Raw genomic sequence first — 18,002 nt, 5'->3', positions numbered from 1 at the left:
AAAATGAGGAACGCAATGTGAAACTGCTGTTGGTGAATATTCTGCTGGCGATGAGTTGGTCAGCCCTGACCGGCAGCGCGTCGCTGATCAATTTCCTCACCGGCTTTGCCCTCGGCTATCTGGCGCTGGCGGTAACCCGCGGCCGGCGGCACGGCGAAACCTATTTCCGCCGGCTGCCGCGGATGATCGGACTGCTGGGGTTTTTCCTGCGTGAGCTCGCCGCTTCCGGGCTGCGCGCGGTGCGCGAGGTGCTCTCCCCGGTGCGCCGCAGCCGACCGCAGATCATCCGCGTGCCGCTGGCACTTCGCGACCGACACCAGATACTGACGCTGGCACAACTGCTGTCGCTGACGCCGGGCACACTGGTGCTGGATATAGCGCCGGAGCAGGACGCGTTCTACGTACACACTCTGTTTGTCGACGATGCGGACGCGTTTCGCGACGAGGTGCGTTCGGGATTCGAACGCCGGGTGGCGGAGGCCCTGTCCTGATGCTGGAATTGATCAACGCCGTCGACTCGCCACTACTGAATCTGGCGATCAACCTGTCGTCATGGCTTCTGCTATTGGCACTGGTACTGTGTTTTTTCCGCCTCGCCCGCGGCCCGACCCTGGCCGACCGGGTGGTGGCGCTGGACGTGCTGAATATTCTCGCGGTTGCCTACTGCGCACTGCTGGCGGTTGCGTCAGGGCGCGCCGTTTACCTGGATGTGGCCATCGCGCTGGCACTGGTGGCGTTCCTGGTCACCGTGGCCTTTGCCCGCTTTATCGAACGCGGCGGCGCGCGCGCGGAACGGGGCGAGGAGGCGCAAGAGCATGGCGATCGCTGAGATCCTCGTGGCGCTGCTGATTCTCGGTGGCAGTTTTTTCGGTTTTACCGCCGCATTCGGACTGGTGCGCATGCCGGATATCTATACGCGCATGAGCACCTCCGGCAAGGCCGCCACCCTGTGTTGCGGGCTGCTGCTCGCCGCCGTGGCGCTGCTGTTTCAGGACGCGCGGGTAACCGCGCGCGCGGTGGCGGCGATATTATTCCTGTTCCTGACCGTGCCAGTGGGCGCGCATATGATCGCCCGCGCCGCCTTCCGCACCGGCACGCCGCTGTGCGAGGGCACCGGAGTGGATCCGGAACTGGTCCGGGACAGGCGGGAAAACTGAGGGAACGGTACCGAGCATACCGTTATTGCCGTGGCTCTTGTCCCGCGGTCGCGCGAGGTGAAAATGAAACTCAAACCGGCCCTGCTCCTGCTGCTCCTGGCATATTGCCCGGGTGCGCGGCACAGGACGAAGCGACCTGCCGTGTCGAACAGATGAAAGACAACGTCTACCGCTTTAGCGTCGGCCATTACCGCTCGGCGTTTATGGTGACCGATGCCGGTATCTTCCTCACCGATGCGGACACGCGCGAGGATGTGGCGCGCTATCTCGGCTAACTGGAAGCTCTCGACGCTGCTGTGCGCGACGGCATGCTGGAGGGCAAATTCCTGCAGACGCTGCAGGCAGAAATCCCGCTGCCGCAATTTAGTAATTTGCGAATGTACGAGGAACGGTTGCCCCTGAACGTCGCCGGTGTCTACAGAACCCTGCAGGATATGTCCTGTTTCAATCTGCGCGAGGACATCAACACCCGATGAAAGCCAAGAGCAAAGTAGTGCTGCTAATCCCGGGCATTTTCGACCGCGGCCATTCGATGTTGCTGATGCAGCAGGCCCTTAAAGACGCGGGTTTCTCGGCGCACTATATTCACCTGCACTACAACTCCGGCTGGCGCGGCATGGAATATCTTTCCCTGCAGCTGAAAAGCCAGGTGGATGCGCTCGCGGACAGGGGCGCCACCTGCGCTCTTGTCGGTTTCAGCATGGGCGGCATCGTGGCCCGGCAGTACCTGCAGATGCTCGGCGGCATCGAGCGGGTGCACAAGTTCATTTCCATTTCGAGCCCGCACTACGGCAGCCTGTGGGCGGGCTTCCTGCCCTACAAGGGCGGCCGCCAGCTGCGTATCGGCAGCGACTTTCTGAAGACGCTGAATAGCGACATTCATTGCCTGTCGTGCACGGCGCCGGTATCCATCTGGACCCGCTACGACATCACCATAGTGCCGCACACCAGCTCCCGGCTGCCGATCGGCGCATGCTATGAATTCCCGGTGAAGCTGCACCGCTGGATGCCGCTCGACCGGGAGGTGATCGCGGCCGTCCAGGCGGAACTCGAGCTGGCCCTGGACTGAATCCTGTCGCCGCGACGGTATGCGACCGGTGGTTCCAAGAAAGTCCGTTCCGGCGGCAGTTTTCTGCCCGCGCCCTATTGACGCCCAACTCGACCTGCCTTACAAACGCGCGTCGCAACTTCACACCTTTCACTCGATGTCCTGGGTCTCCTTTAATGTGTTCCGCACCCTGGGGTTCGCAGATACCCTGCAGATAAAGCCCGAAGAGGTTTTCAAGTACAGAGCCGAGCTCGGCGCCGCCGACTGGGTGCTGTTCCCGGAGTACTGGCAGCTGAACGCACTGGTCTACGGCCTCAAGGCGCGGGTCTTTCCCAGTGAGGCCAGTTACCGCCTCGGCCACAACAAGATCGAAATGACGCGCGCCTTCGAGCTGGTGGCGCCGGCCAACACGCCCTGCACGCGCATACTGGCCAATACGCCGGAGAATGCCGCCGCCCTGTGGGAGGCGATGGATCACCCGTTTGTGGCCAAGCTGCCCAAGGCCTCCCAAGGCAACGGGGTGTGGCTGATCGAATCGCGGCAGGACTGGCGCGACTATCTGGCCAGGACCGATGTGCTCTACGTGCAGGAGCAGCTGCCGATCGACCGGGATATCCGCATCGTGATCATCGGCGACCAGGTCATCGCCGCCTACTGGCGCCTGCAGGCGGCACAGGGCTTTTACAACAATGTGTCCAAGGGCGGCTTCGTCGACCGCAGCCCGGTGCCGCAGGCGGCCGTCGACCTGGCGCTGCACCTGGCGCGCTCGCTCGACATCAACCACGCGGGTTTCGATATCGCCATGGTCGGCGGGCACCCCTATGTGCTGGAGTTCAACCGCCTGTTCGGCAACCAGGGTATCGAGGGCGGCGACGCCTACCTGCGCGAGGTGATCCTCGCTTACCTCTACCGGCAGTCGGTCCCCACCGGTCCCAATTTCCCCAGCCGGCCTTCGTCGCCGCGGCGGCGCCTCAAGCGCGTGGCCTGAGCCGCCATAGGCGTGCGGGAAGTGGGCCGCGACGCGTTGTTTACGCCGCAGTCCGGTGCCTTCCCTGTGACCCCGCAGCGGCACTGGGCTATATACAGGTAAGCAATCCGGCCGCTGCGGGCAGACATGGAAAAGGAATTCCTCGACCTGATCAAATTCACCGGCTACGCGATCGAGTCCTTCGGCGTCGTGGTGGTATTGGTGGGCTCTATCGTCTGCACGACGCAGTTTCTGCGCAGCTACCGGCAACTGGAGGCGGGCCAGGCCTACCGGATCTACCGCCAGAACCTGGGCCGCGCCATTATCCTCGGCCTCGAGTTCCTGATCGCCGGCGACATCATCCGCACCGTGGTGGTGGCGGACTCACTGCAGAGCGTCGCCATACTCGGGCTGATCGTGGTGATCCGGGCCTTCCTCAGCGTGATGCTGCAATACGAAATCGAGGGCAGGCTGCCGTGGCAGCGACAAGGCAAAGCCGAAGCCTGATGGCCTGGACATTGCGCGGACACGGAACAGCGCCCGGAAAATGGGCGCCCAGCACCGGGGCAGATTGCTTATGCAGATAGAGACCGCATCGACGGGCGACAGGGATCCGGGCGCAACGGTCGTCATTACGCACCGCGTCTGCGCGGATAAGCAGGCCGCCTACGAGGCCTGGCTCGACGAAATCGGTCCGCTCTGCAGAGCCAGCCCCGGCTACCTGGACACGCACATCATCCGGCCGATCCCCGAGCTCACGTCCACCTATACCGTCATTATCCGTTTCGATACCAAGGCGCACCTGCAGGCCTGGCTGGAATCCGCAGATCGGGAGCGCCTGATTGCCAAGGCACAACCGCTGCTCGTCGAGGGCGATGATTTCTTTGTCAGCAGCGGGCTGGATTTCTGGTTCACGCCGGAAGGTGCCAAGGCCCAGTTGCCGACACGCTGGAAACAGTTCCTGGCCACCTGGTCGGTCATCTACCCGCTGGTACTCGCCATTCCCCTGCTGATGCTGCCGCTATTGCGGTGGCTGGGCGTGCCGGGCAGCCGCTGGCTGGACACGCTGATCATCACCGGCACCATCGTCTTCCTGATGGTCTACGCGATCATGCCGAACTACACGCGGCTGATCCGGCGCTGGCTGTTCGACTGAGCCGGGCCTCGAACCGCCGGCAATGCTGGCGCCTTTTTCCTTCTCTCGAGGCCAGGTGCTTCTGGCCCAATCGCTGCGCAAGAATTGGTGCTAACACGGCCGAGGATTCGATCGCATCCTAGTGCCGCTCTGTGTTTGCCGGTTTAAAGCCCGCAGCCATTTTCGGCCCGACAGTATCTCCCCTTCCTCACAGGTCGGAGCGGGGGCGCCCCGCGCCCCTTTATCAATGTATTTAATTCGCTACTCGCGCGATCGATATGAAGATAATCAGGCATCTCGTGCTGGCCAGCGCCCTCAGCGTCTCGCCTCAGCTGACGGCAGACACACCCGCCGCCGCCAAATTCCCGGACGGCAATAAACACGGCCACAAAGCCGCCGGTACTACTCCTGCAATTAATCACCACGGCAAGTCTTCCGTCGGCTCACCGGGAGGGGACGACTACGACCGGCTCACCGGCAGCGGCGACGTGAAACGCACGCTGCTCGGCTACGACACGCTGATGACCGGCAGTGATCCGGGTATTCCCATCGACCTGTCCGGCTACGCGCTGCCTGCCGACGCCGCGCCGCCGCGGCACATCTTCGCCGGGCGACTGACGCTGAGCGGGGAAGCCAGCGGCGGCGGCTTTGCCGAGCATGTGGACACCTGGAATTACACCGACGCGGAAGACCATACGCGCAAGCACCTGCCGGAATTCGACTTTCAGTTCGTGCAGACCGGCAGTCATATTTTCCCGCTCGAGCGCGGTGCCATCCCGAGCGCGCACCCAAACTGGGAGTATGTGCTGACACCGGGACGCGTCTGGCAGGAAAACGGTGACCACGGTTATAGCCGCGCGGCGATTCCGTTTGCGCTGCTGCAGCGCAACGCCAACTGCGTACACAACGGCGTACTGTCGTTCCTGTTCAAGGGGGATGGCGCAGTCTCGAAAGTGGCTTACCAGATCAGCAGCGAGACCTGCCTCTATTTCAAGGCGGACTGGTGGGGACTGCTTTCGGCAAACTATACGCCGCAGTCGATCGCAGAGCGGCAACGGCTGATCCGGGATTTTCACGCGGAATTGGCCGCGCGCCTGCCGGTAAAGCCGCTGTCGGCACTGGCGAGCGATTACCCGGGCACCGACTACACGGCGTTCGCCGCGCCCAACAGCACCGATCCCAGCCATATCAGCACCGCGGGCTTCGTGATCGACGGCACCCACTACCGCGGCGACTGCGTCACGCGCAACGGCAACTATCCCTATTGCGACTCACTCCTGGTGCCCTCCTACTCCGCCGCCAAGTCCCTGTTCGCCGGCGTGGCGTTGATGCGCCTGGAGCAGCAGTATCCGGGTGTGCGCGACAGCATCGTCGGCAACTATGTCAGCGCCTGTGCGGACAACGGCAACTGGAGTGACGTGACGCTGAACAATCTGCTGGACATGGCTACCGGCAACTATGCCAGCGACACTTACATGGAAGATGAGGACGCCGGTCACACCGACGGGCTGTTCCTGCCGGACAGCCACGCCGACAAGATCAATTACAGCTGTGGCCAGTACGCGCGCAAGGCGGCACCGGGCAGCCAGTGGGCCTACCACACCTCGGACACCTATATCGCCGGCACCCTGATGAATGCCTATCTGCGGAAGCAGCGGGGCACAAGTGCGGACATCTTTGCCGATACCATCGTCGAGGACCTGTGGAAGCCCATCGGCGTCGGCGCCACCGGCCGCTACACGCGCCGCACCTACGATGGGGCGGCGCAGCCCTTTGCCGGCTGGGGGCTCATCTGGCTGCCGGACGATATCGCCAAGATCGCGCGCTTCGTCGGTATCGACTACGGCAAAATCGCCGGACGGCAGATGCTGGATTCAGCGGAGCTGGACGCGGCCCTGCAGCGCGCGGCAAGCGATACCGGCACCGTGCCGCTGCCGAACTACCGCTACAACAATGGCTTCTGGGCACACAACGTCGCCGGCAAACTGAGCGGCTGCAGCGGCGACCAGTGGATTCCGTTCCTCTCCGGTTACGGCGGTATCACCGTGGTGCTGTTGCCGAACGACAGTGTCTACTACTACTTCAGCGACAACGACACCTATTACTGGTTGGAGGCGGCGCAGGCGGCGCATTCGATCCGCAGTCTGTGCCAGTAGATCCGCGATCGCTCTGCAGCGGCGCCCGGGAAGGGCGCCCCAAAAAAAATCCCTTACTCCGCCAGCTGGGCAATCAGCTCCATGGCCCGCGGCCATTCGCCATAACCCGAGGCCGGATTCAGGTGGCCGACGTCGCCCTCGTTGACCAGCTGGCTGCCCCAGTCCCGAGCCAGCTGCGCCACCCGCTCGAAATCGCCCAGGGGATCGTCGGTGCTGGCGGCGACGATGCTCGGAAACGGCAGCGGCCGGCGCGGAATCGGCAGCCAGCCGTTCTCTTCCAGCACCGCCGTGGTGGGATAGCCGTCGGGAAACGGCGATTCCACATCGGCGGGTGCTGCCAGCAGTGCGCCCTTGATCGGCCGGCTGTACTTCTGTGCCCAGTGCGCCACCATCATGACGCCGGCACTGTGCGCCACCAGGATTACCGGGCCCTCGATGGCATCCAGTGCACGCTGCAGTGCTTCGACGCGCGCCGCACAGCTGAGCCTGTCCACTTCCAGCGGCGGTACCGTGTGTACTTTGGTAAGACGCTCCGCCAGCAGAGTCTGCCAGTGTTCGGCGACATGGTCGCGCAGGCCTGGAACTATGAGGACGGTCGCGTTGTCGTGATCAGCCATTTCAATACCTCTCATTCACGAGTGGTCCAAGCGGCAAGTTCGGTAACCGATCTTGCCGTTTGAACCACTACATCAGGACACAAAGCAGTAGTCGGCAAACTGCTGTCGCAGTTCGCGCTTCTGGATCTTGCCGGTGGCAGTGTGCGGCAGCGCATCCACCACTTCCATTGCGCCGGGCAGCCACCACTTGGGCACCTTGCCCGAGAGAAATTTGTGCATCTCTTCCAGGGTGAAATCGTCTTCGGCATTTTTCAGGACAACAACCAGCAGCGGCCGCTCCTGCCACTTATCGCAGGGCACGCCGATCACCGCGGCTTCCGCCACTTTCGGGTGGCCGACCGCGACGTTTTCCAGATCGATGGAACTGATCCACTCACCGCCCGACTTGATCACGTCTTTGGCGCGATCGCAGATGCGCATGTAACCGCGGCTGTCGATCGTGCTGATATCGCCGGTGCGGAAATAGCCCTCGCCGTCGAAATCGCTCGCGGTGCCCTGTGGATTGCCGAAATAACCGCTGGTGATCCAGGGCCCGCGGACCCAGAGTTCGCCCATCGCCTCGCCGTCGTGCGGGAGGGCATTGCCCGCGTCGTCGACGATCTTCAGCTCTACGCCGTACACGGGCATGCCCTGTTTGCATTTTTGCGCGGTGCGCTCCTGGCGCGGATCCTGCTGCATAGCCGGCTTCAGTCGGCACACGGTACCCAGCGGTGACATTTCGGTCATGCCCCAGGCGTGCACGAAGTTCACCGCCTGCTCTTCTTCGAAGTACTCGATCATCGAGGGCGGCGCGGCGGAGCCACCCACCACCATGCGTTTCAGCGTCGGCAACTCGAAACCGTATTGCTGCAGATGCTTCTGCAGGCCGAGCCACACCGTCGGCACACCGGCGGTCAGGGTGACCTCCTCTGCAGACATGAGCTTATACAGGCTCTCGCCATCGAGGCGCGGTCCGGGCAGCACCAGCTTGGCGCCGGACATCAGCGCGGCATAGGGAATACCCCAGGCATTGACGTGAAACAGCGGCACCACCGGCAGTACTGCATCCTCCATACCCATTTCCAGCGCATTGGGTGTCGTGACTGACAGCGCGTGCAGCACGGTGGAGCGGTGGCTGTAGAGCACGCCCTTCGGGTTGCCCGTTGTGCCCGAGGTGTAGCACAGGGCACAGGCTTGGTTTTCGTCGAATTCCGGCCAGGAGAAGGTGTCCTCCTCACAGGCAATGAATTCCTCGTAATTAATCGTGGCGATGCCATCGATCGCGGCCGCGGCGTCGTCGTTCAGCACGATCAGGGCGCGCACTGAATCTGCCTTCCTGGCGACAGGCGCAATCAGGTCGGTAAACATCGGATCGACGAACAGCAGCGTATCCTCGGCGTGCTCGACGATGTACTCGATCTGTTCCGGAAACAGCCGCGGATTGATCGTGTGGCACACGGCACCGATGCCGGAGATCGCGTAATAGAGTTCCAGGTGGCGGTGATCATTCCAGGCCAGGGTTGCCACGCGGTCGCCGGGCTTTACGCCGGCATTGCGCAGGGCGTTGGCCAGTTTACAGACGCGCTGACCGAAGTCCGCAAATGTGTAGCGAAACAACGGCTGGTTGGCGGTTACCGAGACGATTTCCTGGTCTGCAAAGTAAGTGGTGGCGTGGCGGAAGATACTGGAAACCAGCAGCGGCCACTGCATCATTTTGCCGTGCATAGTAATTACCTCTGGCGTTTGTCATCAATCGTGCGGGTCTGCATCCCACAAAAAATTCAAAAAAATGGGCGCCATGAGGGCGCCCACAAAGGTCCGAATTAAAAGTGCATACGGAAAGTGACACCGGCGGTGCGGGGCGTTCCGGTGAAGGTCTGATAGGAACCCTCCGGACTCCGCACTACCCGATCGACATTGGAGGAGACGTTGGCGGGCAGCTTCTGCGTGTAGTAGCTCTCGTCGGCGAGGTTCTGCACCCAGGCGGAAACATCGTAGCTGCTGTCACGCCATCCCAGGCGGAAGTTGCCCACCGCGTAGGCATCCTGCTCGTGGCGCGGATCCAGCTCGGAGCTGTAGTTGGCGTCGCCGTTATAGCGATAGTCGAGGCGCGCATAGAGATCGCCGGTGAACAGCGGTTGCTCCCACTGCAGCGCGACGTTGCCGGTCAGCTTGGGCGCGAAGGGCAGAATCTCACCGCTCAGATCGCACTGGCCCAGCGCGTTATCGGGGGTCCGGCCGTGATAACACTGACCGCCGGTATACTGATCGTAGACCGCCTCGATATAGGCGAGGCTGGCATTGGCGGTCAGGTTCTCGCTCAGCAGCCACTCCGAGTCGATTTCGATACCGTCGACGGTAACTTTCTCGGCATTGTTGACCGTGAAGCCCAGGCTCACGAAGCTCGCATTCTGGAAGTCTTCATACTCGGTGTGGAATACCGCCGCATTGACACGCGCGCGGCGACCCCAGAATTCGGTCTTCCAGCCCGCTTCCAGGTTGGTAATGTCTTCCTGGTCGAAGGGGCGGGATTCCAGCGATGACTGACCGTACTGCAGGCTGAAACCACCGGCCTTGAAGCCGCGTGAATAGAGGCCGTAGAGCATGGTGTTTTCGGACAGGAAATAGCTCAGATTGACGTTGCCGGTAACTGCCGACCAGGTATCGGAATCATCAAAGTCGAGTCCGGCGGGGGTCAGGCTGCACACTAGGTTAAAGCCACAGGCCGGAGCGGCAATATCGGTGCTCTGCACGATCGAACCGGATTTCTCCTCTGAGGAATAGCGCAGACCCACATCGAGTTTCAGGTCTTCGGTCAGCTGGGTACCGACCTGGGAGAAAAGGCCGAAGGCACTGCTGTCCTGCTCGGCGAGAAAATCGCCGCGATCGCCTTCGACCCCGAACACCGGCACGGGGACGCCCAGCAAGGCATTGCCGATGACACCACCGTACTCCTCGATATCCTCTTCCAGCACAAACTCGGCCCGCTTCTTGTCACCGCGGGTCAGTTCATTGGTGTAGTAAAAGGCACCAACCATCCAGTCCCAGTCGCCATCGGCGTTGGAGGCCAGACGCAGTTCCTGCGAGAGGGAATTGCCTTCCTGCAGATCGTTGAACTCGACCAGATGCAGCGGCATCTCCTCGGCGCCGCCGAAGCGGAGGTCCGCGCTGTAGTCTTCGAAACCGCTGATCGAGGTCAGGGTGTAACCATCGCCCTGGTACTCCAGGGTCAGCACCCCGTCCACCGCCTTCTGGTCGAAGTCGGAATGGTCATCACTCTCGATGACCCGGTCGGCGGGATCGTTGTTCGTCACCGTGTGCCCGGCCTGCGCGAGAATGGCTTGCTGGATGGGGCTGAAGTAAACATCGGCCATCATCGGCCGCATATTCCGGTTCGCGGCACCGACAATCAGGCGCGCCGAGAAGTCATCGCTGAGATCGTACAGCAGCTGGCCGCGCACCGCCCGGCCGTCGAGGCTGTCGCCGGCACCCGCAACCAGGTTGTCGATCAGCGGATCGCGCTGGGTATCGGTAAAGCTGATGCGGCCACTGAGGTCCTCAGTCAGCGGCGAGTTCACGTCGCCGCGCAACTGCCGGTAACCTTCGGTGCCCAGGTTCACCTCGGCCATCGCCTCGAATTCGTCGTGCGGCGCCGCCGTGGTGACGCTGACCACGCCGGCACCCGCGTTCTTGCCGTAAAGGGTGCTCTGCGGGCCTTTCAGCACTTCCACCGACTTGACGCCGACCAGGTCGCCGAGGCCGAGACCGGAGCGCGAGCGGAAGGCACCGTCGATGATCAGGGCGGTGTCCGGTTCGAAGGTGGGAATATTGCCTTCGTTGCCGATGCGACGCGTGCGGAAACTGGCGTTGATCGGCGAGATATTCGTGGTGACGATCAGCGACGGCACCTGTGCGGCAATATCGTTGACGTCGCGGAAGCCGGTGTTGGCGAGATCGTCGCCGGTAATGGCACTGACGGCCACCGGCACATCCTGCATGCTTTCCGCGCGCTTCTGTGCGGTAACCACTACCTCCTCGAGCGCCGGTGCATCGGACTGCGCGAATACGACCGACGGATTAGTGATGGCAATCAGACCGATTGAGTGCAGGATGGCGCGGGCAATCGGGCGCAGCCCCAGACCTTGTTCGATGTTGGTGCAGCTCTTCATTATTATTTTCCTCTAATGACTGTCGAACTGGACAGACACGCTGTGGTGCAGACGCCAGGTCTTTACTGCCCGGCTTATCCTGTTAAGTCCGCTAAACGCGGAACCCTCCCGGGCTTTCGCACTTGCGGAGCTGTCACTTTAGGTGAGGGGTTCGACGCGCACTTATCATGGAACGACAGTCACTTCTCTATTCGCGACAGAAGCTTGCTCCCGGCCATGTTCGAGAGACCGCGGCTGCAATACCGTTCACGCATCGAATTTTCAGCCGCAATTTCCCGGGTCGATTTATGGTTCGGCCGCAACGTCAACGGCGATTGCCGGCACTGCGGTTCCGCTGCGGTGCAACGGCTTGGAGCGCGAAAAAAGGCCGCTGAAGAAAACCTTCGCGGCCGAGGATGGAGTCGCCGGCCAATGCGCCGGCGAGCGAGAAAAACCTTGTCACCGATGCGCGCCGGTCAGCCGGCGAAGCGCATTAGCAGCAACACCAGAACCGCGAGGAACAGCGTCTCGCCAATCATCAGCGCGATGGGTTTGAAGCCGACCGAGGTCACCTCTTTGAGTTGCGTCTTCATGCCGATCGCGCTGATTGCGGCAATCAGGCACCAGCTCGACAGGTCGCTGCCCAGGCCCTGCAGTGCGGGTGACACCCAGCCGGTGCTGTTGACCGCGGCGAGGATGACGAAGGCAACCGCGAACCAGGGCAGCAGCGGTGGGCGCTTGCCGCCCTCGGCGGCGCCCTGCGCACGGGTGATCATTGCCGCGCAGACGATGACCGGCAACAGCATGGCGATGCGCATCAGTTTGACGACCGTCGCCGTGTCTCCGGTTTCCTGCGAGATGCTGTAGCCGGCCCCGACCACCTGGGCCACATCGTGAATGGTGCCGCCCAGAAAAATGCCCGCAGCCACCGGCTTGAGATCGAGCAGCTGCACGACCATCGGATAGGCGATCATCGCGATGGTGGAGAGCGCCGAAACGCCGATCACGGTAAACAGCGTCGCCCGCTCCTTGCCCGGGTGCGACGGCAGGGCCGCGGACAGTGCCAGCGCCGCGGATGCGCCGCAAATGGCCGTGGCGCCGCCGGTGAGCATGCCGAACAGCGGTTGAAAACCCAGTACCTTGGCCGCGGCAACGGACACCAGGATGGTCACCGCCACTGACGCGATGACGATCAGCACCGGCTCCCAACCCAGCGCGGCAATCTGCGCGAAGGTGAAGCGCAGGCCGAGCAGCGCCACGCCGATGCGCAGTACCTGGCGGGCGGTAAACTCGATGCCCGCCTTGCAGGGCCCATCGGCGGCGAGAAAATTCATCGCCATGCCGAGCAGCAGCGCGAACAGCATCACCGGCGTACCGTAATGCTCGGAGAGAAAACTTGCGGCCGCGGCAACAACGACACTGGCGATAATGCCGGGAAAAAGCGCGCGCCCGCGCTCACGGGCGGCGGTAATGGTGGTGATAGCGGCGGTAGTCATACTGGCGATTCCTCACAACGGGTGTCCGCAGACACGGCCAGTGCCTTGCGCATCGCTGCGACAAGGGTATCGGGATCCACGGCACCAGCGATGGCGCTGCGGTTGTCGAAAACGAAACAGGGAACACCCTGTGCGGCGTATAGTGACATTGACCGCGGTAGCGGCGCAGCAGTAGCCATTGCCCGTTCAGAGGACGCTGCATCGATACCGATACGGCGCGCGAGCTCAAGCAGCGCAACCGGATCACCGATGTTCTTCCCCTGCTGAAAATAGGCGCAGAACAGTCGCTCGAGCAGATCGGCGTGCTGCGCTGCACCGCCGTGCTGTTCGGCCACCGCGAGCAGGTGATGCGCCCGCGCGGTATTGGGCATCACCGCGATGCGCTCGAAGGCAATCTCGAGTCCGGCGCTCGCAGCCGCGCGGCGCACCTGCGCCTGGCGCAGGCGCACCGCGTCCGGGCCGCCGAGACGGCGCTCATAGAACTCGGTGAAAGGCAGCCCCTGCGCGGGAATCTCCGCCAACAGCTGCAGCGGCTGCCAGCGCAGTTCAGTCCGGACGTCTGGGCAGAGCCTGGCAAGGATTTGCAGTGCCGCCTCGAGATTGCGCTTGCCGATCAGGCACCAGGGACAGATCAGCTCAAAATAGATGTCGATTCGCAATACGGGCATCAGGCGCGGGCCTCGATCGCGGCGGCGCCATTGTCGTCGCCGGACCCGTGCAGTCTCTGCAGGTCCTGCAGATAGCGGCGCTTGCCCAGGTAGAACACCAGTGCGGCCACCAGGCACACCAGCGGAATCAGCTGCAGGGCGCCATTGAGACCGATGGCATCGGCGAGACGGCCGGTCACCAGGGGGCCCGGGGCGAGACCCAGCAGGTTATTGACCAGCGTCAGCGTGGCGAAGGCGGTGCCGTGTATGGTGGCGTGGGTGAGGTTGGCCACCATGGCGCCGGCCGGCCCGGACGTGCCCGCGGCGACAAACATGCCGGCACCGATCAACAGCAGCTGCGGCAGACCTGGCGGAAGCTGGAACGCCAGCGACAGCAGCAGGAAGGTCGCCAGGCTGTAGGTGCAGGCCAGCACAAACTTGCGCTGCGGCAAATTCTGGCTCAGGCGGTCGCTGAGGATGCCGCACAGCACCATGCCGGCGCCGGCGATGAGGACAAACACGGCGGCGAGGCCACCCGCCTTGTCCGGCGTCATGTCGTAATAGCGGTTCAGGTAACTGGGGATCCAGGCGATCATCGCGCCGCCGATAAACAGCTGCAGGCCGCTGCCGACGTAGGCGCAGATGACCGAGCGGCTGGAGACCAGCCCGGCCAGTCGCACGCGCAGCGGCGGCGTCGGCTCGGCGTCGGCGCGCGCCTTGCGCGGGGCAATCTTCGCCTCCCGCACGATCAGCGGGTAGATAAAGGCCAGGGCCAGACCGAACAGCGCCATGCAGGCGAAGGCCCAGCGCCAGCTCAGCGCCGTGGCGATGACACCCCCGAGACCCATGCCGAGCACCGAACCGAACATGCCGCCGGCCATAAAGGCGCCGCTCAGGGTCGCGCGCAGACGCGCCGGAAAAACCGACAGCACCACAGCGATGCCGACGCTGCCGTAGGCGGCCTCGCCGATACCGACGAAAAAGCGCGCGGCCAGCATCTGCTCGAAGCTCTCCGACAGCGCGCACATCAGGGTCGCGACGCTCCACAGGATCGCCATCAGCGTGAGGCTGCGCACACGCCCCCAGCGATCCGCGAGCAGCGACAGCGGAAAGGTCAGCAACCCGACCATCAGCGCCACAATGCCGGCCAGCAATCCCAGCTGGGAATCGGACAATGCCCACTCTTCCTTGAGCAGCGGAAACACGGCGTTGAGCACCTGCCGCGACATATAGTCGGAGATCAGCAGGCCAAAGGTAAGAGCGAACACAATCCAGGCATAGCGACGCGGAACGTCGCCGGCTGCCGTGTCGCTGTGATGGTCGCTGTGATGGAATTGGGCCATGGAGCTACCTCGTTGAAGACTGGGCGAGCCTGCATCAGCTGCTCGCGCCGCACCGCGGGTGCATTACTTTTGCAGGAAGCCCTGCACGCCGCCTTTCGGATTCGGAGCGAAGCCGTTGGCCGCCAGCGTCTCTTCGACCGTGTCGTAGAACACGCCGATCTTGAGGATCTCACGAGCCTCCGGACCGTTGGCAACCGGACGACCGAACTCTTTGGCGATGCGCACCAACTGCTGAACCTGCTCGACGGTGGTCACCTTGCGCGAGCGGTCCTGGGCCCAGAGGTTGTCCTCGATACCACAGCGCACGTGCAGACCCATCGCCATGCCCATCATGTTGATCGGCAGTACGTTGAGCATGGTGCTCTCCACGGTCAGCATGGTGCCGTCGGGGATCGCGCGCAGGAAGTTGGCCAAGCTGTAGATGTGCGGCTGATCCATACCGCCACCAATGGCCACCCAGTTACACACCAGCGGGCCCTTGTAGACACCGCGACGGATCAGGCGCTCGACCGTCTCGTAGCTGTTGATGTTGTAGAACTGGAAAGCACTCTGGATACCGGCGTCGCTCAGGCGCTTGACGTGCTCTTCGATAAAGCCCGGACCCGATGGCACGATCATTTCGCGGTAGGCGTCGTAAGTCTCGTCGCCCATGGAGGTGCCGGCGTAGTCGCGCACATCCATCTGCTCGATGACGTTCATCTGGGTGGTGTTGACCGTTACGGTGACCTGGTCGGGCTTGGGGTCGAGCTCGGCGAGCATATGACGGGTGTCGTCATGCAGCCACTTGGCGGCCGCACCGTCTTCCGGCGGAGCGAAGGAAATGGAACCGCCGACCTGGATAACCATCTCCGGCACCGCTTCGCGCACACCGGCGATCAGTTCGTTGAACTTCTCCAGGCGCTTGGAGCCCTTGCCGTCCAGCTCGCGCACGTGCAGGTGCAGTACCGAGGCGCCGGCTTCGTAGCAGTCCACGGCCTTCTGGATCTGGTCTTCCATGGTCACCGGGATGTCTTCCGGGAAGTCGGAGGGGAACCATTCGGGGCCGTAGGGGGCCGCGGTGATCACGAGTTTGTCCTGGTTTTCAGGGAAGAGTGCACCGTCTAAAAAGTTCATGACTGTTTCCTCAAATTATTGAAAGCGGCTGGTGTTGCCGGGTGCTTCCGCTCAGTAGGTATTGTCGCCGATGATCCCGGCCCGCTCCATCTTGCGGTGGCAGGGCGGGTAGTCCATCACCGCATAGTGCTGGGTGCTGCGGTTGTCCCAGATGGCCACACTGTTTTTCTGCCAGCGCCAGCGCACCTGGTACTCGGGGATAGTCGCCTGGCTGATCAGAAAGTTGAGCAGCTGGCTGGCCCCGGGATTGGCATCCTGGCCGAAGCGCACGCGCTCGGGCGTGTGGTAATTGGTGAAGTGGGTGGTGAACGCATTGACGAACAGAATCTTTTCGCCGGTCTCGGGATGCGTGCGCACCACCGGGTGTTCCGCGTCCGGATACTGGGCCTTGAGCGCGAGGCGTTTTTCAACCGGCATGGCCGCACCGAAGCTCGCCTCGATGCTGTGGCGGGCGCGCAGACCGGCGATCTGCTCTTTGATGTGCGCCGGCAGATTTTCATAGGCCAGCGCCATATTGGCCCACATGGTGTCGCCGCCGATTGGCGGGCACTCCACACAGCGCAGCACGCAGCCCATCGGCGGCGCGTCGCGCCAGGTGGCGTCGGTGTGCCAGGCGTTCTCGTAGCGATCCATCGGCTGGTCCGGCGATTTGTAAATCTGCACCAGACCCGGATGCTCCGGATCGCTGCCGGCTACCGGATGATCTTCCAGCTCGCCGAAGCGGCGCGCGAAGGCCACATGCTCGGCGCGGCTGATGTCCTGGTCGCGCAGGAACAGCACCTTGTGCTGCAGCAGCAGCGCGCGAATGTCGGAAAACAGTCCGTCGTCGCGCGCGGCGTCGGCGAGATTCACATCGCGGAGCTCGGCGCCTATGCTGCAGGTCAATGGCTCAACACGCATGGCCGCACCTCCCTAGATGATGAAAATCGACGAGCCGGTGGTCTTGCGCGCTTCGAGATCGCGGTGCGCCTGCACCGCGTCGTTCAACGCATAGTGCTGATTGATCTCGATGTGAATGCGCCCGGCGGCGATGTGATCGAAGATCTCGCCGGCCAGTTCGGCCTTTTCCGCCGGATCGGCGATGTAGTCCGCCAGCGCCGGGCGTGTCATATACAGCGAGCCTTTCATCGCCAACAGTTGCGGATCAAACGGCGGAATGGTTCCGGATGCGGTGCCGACACAGACCATCAGTCCGCGGCGCTTGAGGGAGTCCAGCGATCCCATGAAGGTGTTGCGGCCGACACTATCGAACACCACCGAGACCCCTTCGCCGCCGGTGATCTCGCGTACGCGGCTGGGGACATCTTCATGGCTGTAATTGATCGTGTAGTCGCAACCGTGCGCGCGGGCGATTTCCGCCTTGGCGTCCGTGGACACAGTGCCGATCACAGTCAGGCCCAGCAGCTTCGCCCACTGAGACACGATCAGGCCGACGCCGCCCGCGGCCGCGTGCAGCAGGATGCTGTCACCGGCCTTGAACGGATAGATGCGGCGCATCAGGTAGGCCGAGGTCAGACCGCGCATGGTCATCGCCGCGGCGGTCTCGAAGGCGATGGTTTCCGGCAGCTTGATCAGCGGCGCCGCCGGCACCAGGCGCTCGGTGCTGTAGGCACCCAGGGTGTTGACGAAACCGGTGTAGGTGACGCGGTCACCCGGCGCCACATTGGAGACGCCGTCGCCGACGGACAGCACCACGCCCGAGGCCTCCACACCCATGCCGTTGGGCATCGGAATCGGATAGGTGCCGTTGCGGAAATAGGTATCGGCGTAGTTCAGGCCGACCGCCACGTGGCGAATGTGTACCTGGCCGGGACCCGGCTCGGGAACCGAAACGTCCTCATAGCGGAGCACTTCGGGTCCGCCCTTCTCGTAAATGCGCACGGCTTTTGCCATTGTCGTCACCTGTCTTCAAACTCGGTTGTTGCCGGGTTCGCCCAGTGGCATACCCTGTTCGACCCTACTGTAGGCAACCGGGGCGGATATCACTTCTCTCTGCGCGACAGGCGCTTTTCTTTTCGCGACACAGCTAGACATTGCAATAATTCAGTGATTTGCAGGCTAAAATAGCCAGACATCGTGTATGGGGGTCTGCAATCCATGACATTCAGTTTCCCTTTCACGACAATCGAGCTCTTTGCTTTACCGGGCTGCCCCGCGGACTGGAGGCGGCCGGCGACAGACACAACTGGCGGGTTG

19 protein-coding genes are annotated in these 18,002 nt (G+C 62.9%); 10 read left to right on the top strand and 9 right to left on the bottom strand.

Annotated features, from left to right (window positions below):
• The first annotated feature begins 17 nt into the window (after nucleotides 1–17).
• The 10 genes from RRF64_RS14080 to RRF64_RS14035 all read left to right on the top strand — a co-directional run bounded on the left by RRF64_RS14080 (nucleotide 18) and on the right by RRF64_RS14035 (nucleotide 6,463).
• On the top strand, nucleotides 18–491 hold the full coding sequence (locus RRF64_RS14080; RefSeq protein ID WP_323846527.1) for a Na+/H+ antiporter subunit E: 474 nt from the start codon (nucleotides 18–20) through the stop codon (nucleotides 489–491).
• Entirely contained in the window at nucleotides 491–829 is a 339-nt protein-coding gene (locus tag RRF64_RS14075) for a cation:proton antiporter (RefSeq protein WP_323846526.1), read from the top strand. The genes RRF64_RS14080 and RRF64_RS14075 overlap by 1 nt, the downstream gene beginning before the upstream one ends.
• The gene (mnhG, locus tag RRF64_RS14070; protein WP_323846525.1) at nucleotides 816–1,157 is read left to right on the top strand and encodes a monovalent cation/H(+) antiporter subunit G; all 342 of its coding nucleotides are present in this window, start codon (nucleotides 816–818) and stop codon (nucleotides 1,155–1,157) included. Before RRF64_RS14075 ends, mnhG begins: the two co-directional genes overlap by 14 nt.
• A 152-nt stretch (nucleotides 1,158–1,309) precedes the next feature.
• Nucleotides 1,310–1,432, top strand: a complete 123-nt coding sequence (locus RRF64_RS14065; RefSeq protein ID WP_323846524.1) for a hypothetical protein — start codon at nucleotides 1,310–1,312, stop codon at nucleotides 1,430–1,432.
• 21 nt (nucleotides 1,433–1,453) lie between these two features.
• Nucleotides 1,454–1,633 (top strand): hypothetical protein, encoded by a 180-nt coding sequence (locus tag RRF64_RS14060; RefSeq protein ID WP_323846523.1) that lies wholly within the window; start codon nucleotides 1,454–1,456, stop codon nucleotides 1,631–1,633.
• Nucleotides 1,630–2,226, top strand: a complete 597-nt coding sequence (locus RRF64_RS14055; RefSeq protein ID WP_323846522.1) for an esterase/lipase family protein — start codon at nucleotides 1,630–1,632, stop codon at nucleotides 2,224–2,226. Before RRF64_RS14060 ends, RRF64_RS14055 begins: the two co-directional genes overlap by 4 nt.
• Before the next feature lie 136 nt (nucleotides 2,227–2,362).
• Entirely contained in the window at nucleotides 2,363–3,193 is an 831-nt protein-coding gene (locus tag RRF64_RS14050; RefSeq protein WP_323846521.1) for an ATP-grasp domain-containing protein, read from the top strand.
• A gap of 126 nt (nucleotides 3,194–3,319) precedes the next feature.
• Nucleotides 3,320–3,679, top strand: a complete 360-nt coding sequence (locus tag RRF64_RS14045; RefSeq protein WP_323846520.1) for a DUF1622 domain-containing protein — start codon at nucleotides 3,320–3,322, stop codon at nucleotides 3,677–3,679.
• Between the two features lie 70 nt (nucleotides 3,680–3,749).
• Nucleotides 3,750–4,328 (top strand): antibiotic biosynthesis monooxygenase, encoded by a 579-nt coding sequence (locus RRF64_RS14040; protein WP_323846519.1) that lies wholly within the window; start codon nucleotides 3,750–3,752, stop codon nucleotides 4,326–4,328.
• A 257-nt stretch (nucleotides 4,329–4,585) separates the two neighbouring features.
• Nucleotides 4,586–6,463: a serine hydrolase domain-containing protein gene (locus tag RRF64_RS14035; RefSeq protein WP_323846518.1), complete on the top strand. Its 1,878-nt coding sequence runs from the start codon at nucleotides 4,586–4,588 to the stop codon at nucleotides 6,461–6,463.
• A gap of 53 nt (nucleotides 6,464–6,516) precedes the next feature.
• Here RRF64_RS14035 and RRF64_RS14030 read toward each other — a convergent pair whose 3' ends face one another.
• From RRF64_RS14030 to RRF64_RS13990, 9 genes are all read right to left on the bottom strand, one after another.
• Nucleotides 6,517–7,080 carry an RBBP9/YdeN family alpha/beta hydrolase gene (locus RRF64_RS14030; RefSeq protein ID WP_323846517.1) on the bottom strand — a complete coding sequence of 188 codons (564 nt, stop codon included), beginning with the start codon at nucleotides 7,078–7,080 and terminating at the stop codon, nucleotides 6,517–6,519.
• Nucleotides 7,081–7,152: 72 nt separating this feature from the next.
• Nucleotides 7,153–8,784, bottom strand: coding sequence for a long-chain fatty acid--CoA ligase (locus RRF64_RS14025; protein WP_323846516.1), 1,632 nt, complete (start codon nucleotides 8,782–8,784; stop codon nucleotides 7,153–7,155).
• 98 nt (nucleotides 8,785–8,882) lie between these two features.
• The gene (locus RRF64_RS14020; RefSeq protein WP_323846515.1) at nucleotides 8,883–11,228 is read right to left on the bottom strand and encodes a TonB-dependent receptor; all 2,346 of its coding nucleotides are present in this window, start codon (nucleotides 11,226–11,228) and stop codon (nucleotides 8,883–8,885) included.
• Nucleotides 11,229–11,683: 455 nt separating this feature from the next.
• Entirely contained in the window at nucleotides 11,684–12,703 is a 1,020-nt protein-coding gene (locus RRF64_RS14015) for a YeiH family protein (RefSeq protein ID WP_323846514.1), read from the bottom strand.
• Entirely contained in the window at nucleotides 12,700–13,371 is a 672-nt protein-coding gene (locus tag RRF64_RS14010) for a DsbA family oxidoreductase (RefSeq protein WP_323846513.1), read from the bottom strand. Before RRF64_RS14010 ends, RRF64_RS14015 begins: the two co-directional genes overlap by 4 nt.
• The gene (locus tag RRF64_RS14005) at nucleotides 13,371–14,693 is read right to left on the bottom strand and encodes an MFS transporter (protein WP_323846512.1); all 1,323 of its coding nucleotides are present in this window, start codon (nucleotides 14,691–14,693) and stop codon (nucleotides 13,371–13,373) included. The genes RRF64_RS14010 and RRF64_RS14005 overlap by 1 nt, the downstream gene beginning before the upstream one ends.
• A 63-nt stretch (nucleotides 14,694–14,756) precedes the next feature.
• Complete coding sequence (locus RRF64_RS14000) at nucleotides 14,757–15,806, bottom strand: beta-keto acid cleavage family enzyme (RefSeq protein ID WP_323846511.1); 1,050 nt, start codon at nucleotides 15,804–15,806, stop codon at nucleotides 14,757–14,759.
• A 51-nt stretch (nucleotides 15,807–15,857) separates the two neighbouring features.
• A complete protein-coding gene (locus tag RRF64_RS13995) occupies nucleotides 15,858–16,706 on the bottom strand; it encodes a TauD/TfdA dioxygenase family protein (protein ID WP_323846510.1) in 849 nt (282 codons plus the stop codon).
• 12 nt (nucleotides 16,707–16,718) lie between these two features.
• Entirely contained in the window at nucleotides 16,719–17,699 is a 981-nt protein-coding gene (locus RRF64_RS13990) for a quinone oxidoreductase family protein (RefSeq protein ID WP_323846509.1), read from the bottom strand.
• Between the last annotated feature and the right edge of the window lie 303 nt (nucleotides 17,700–18,002).

The sequence above is a fragment of the Microbulbifer magnicolonia genome (assembly GCF_035117725.1).
Taxonomy (GTDB): domain Bacteria; phylum Pseudomonadota; class Gammaproteobacteria; order Pseudomonadales; family Cellvibrionaceae; genus Microbulbifer; species Microbulbifer magnicolonia.
The sequence above is the reverse complement of the archived record's forward strand: the minus strand, read 5'-3'. Positions and strand labels throughout refer to the sequence as shown.

What these genes read in the sequence shown, in the direction of transcription:
- RRF64_RS14075 (WP_323846526.1), top strand. Translation starts at nt 491, where the DNA reads ATGCTGGAATTGATCAACGCCGTCGACTCGCCACTACTGAATCTGGCG.
- mnhG (WP_323846525.1), top strand. Translation starts at nt 816, where the DNA reads ATGGCGATCGCTGAGATCCTCGTGGCGCTGCTGATTCTCGGTGGCAGT.
- RRF64_RS14065 (WP_323846524.1), top strand. Translation starts at nt 1,310, where the DNA reads ATGAAAGACAACGTCTACCGCTTTAGCGTCGGCCATTACCGCTCGGCG.
- RRF64_RS14055 (WP_323846522.1), top strand. Translation starts at nt 1,630, where the DNA reads ATGAAAGCCAAGAGCAAAGTAGTGCTGCTAATCCCGGGCATTTTCGAC.
- RRF64_RS14050 (WP_323846521.1), top strand. Translation starts at nt 2,363, where the DNA reads ATGTCCTGGGTCTCCTTTAATGTGTTCCGCACCCTGGGGTTCGCAGAT.
- RRF64_RS14045 (WP_323846520.1), top strand. Translation starts at nt 3,320, where the DNA reads ATGGAAAAGGAATTCCTCGACCTGATCAAATTCACCGGCTACGCGATC.
- RRF64_RS14040 (WP_323846519.1), top strand. Translation starts at nt 3,750, where the DNA reads ATGCAGATAGAGACCGCATCGACGGGCGACAGGGATCCGGGCGCAACG.
- RRF64_RS14035 (WP_323846518.1), top strand. Translation starts at nt 4,586, where the DNA reads ATGAAGATAATCAGGCATCTCGTGCTGGCCAGCGCCCTCAGCGTCTCG.
- RRF64_RS14030 (WP_323846517.1), bottom strand. Translation starts at nt 7,080, where the DNA reads ATGGCTGATCACGACAACGCGACCGTCCTCATAGTTCCAGGCCTGCGC.
- RRF64_RS14025 (WP_323846516.1), bottom strand. Translation starts at nt 8,784, where the DNA reads ATGCACGGCAAAATGATGCAGTGGCCGCTGCTGGTTTCCAGTATCTTC.
- RRF64_RS14020 (WP_323846515.1), bottom strand. Translation starts at nt 11,228, where the DNA reads ATGAAGAGCTGCACCAACATCGAACAAGGTCTGGGGCTGCGCCCGATT.
- RRF64_RS14015 (WP_323846514.1), bottom strand. Translation starts at nt 12,703, where the DNA reads ATGACTACCGCCGCTATCACCACCATTACCGCCGCCCGTGAGCGCGGG.
- RRF64_RS14010 (WP_323846513.1), bottom strand. Translation starts at nt 13,371, where the DNA reads ATGCCCGTATTGCGAATCGACATCTATTTTGAGCTGATCTGTCCCTGG.
- RRF64_RS14005 (WP_323846512.1), bottom strand. Translation starts at nt 14,693, where the DNA reads ATGGCCCAATTCCATCACAGCGACCATCACAGCGACACGGCAGCCGGC.
- RRF64_RS14000 (WP_323846511.1), bottom strand. Translation starts at nt 15,806, where the DNA reads ATGAACTTTTTAGACGGTGCACTCTTCCCTGAAAACCAGGACAAACTC.
- RRF64_RS13995 (WP_323846510.1), bottom strand. Translation starts at nt 16,706, where the DNA reads ATGCGTGTTGAGCCATTGACCTGCAGCATAGGCGCCGAGCTCCGCGAT.
- RRF64_RS13990 (WP_323846509.1), bottom strand. Translation starts at nt 17,699, where the DNA reads ATGGCAAAAGCCGTGCGCATTTACGAGAAGGGCGGACCCGAAGTGCTC.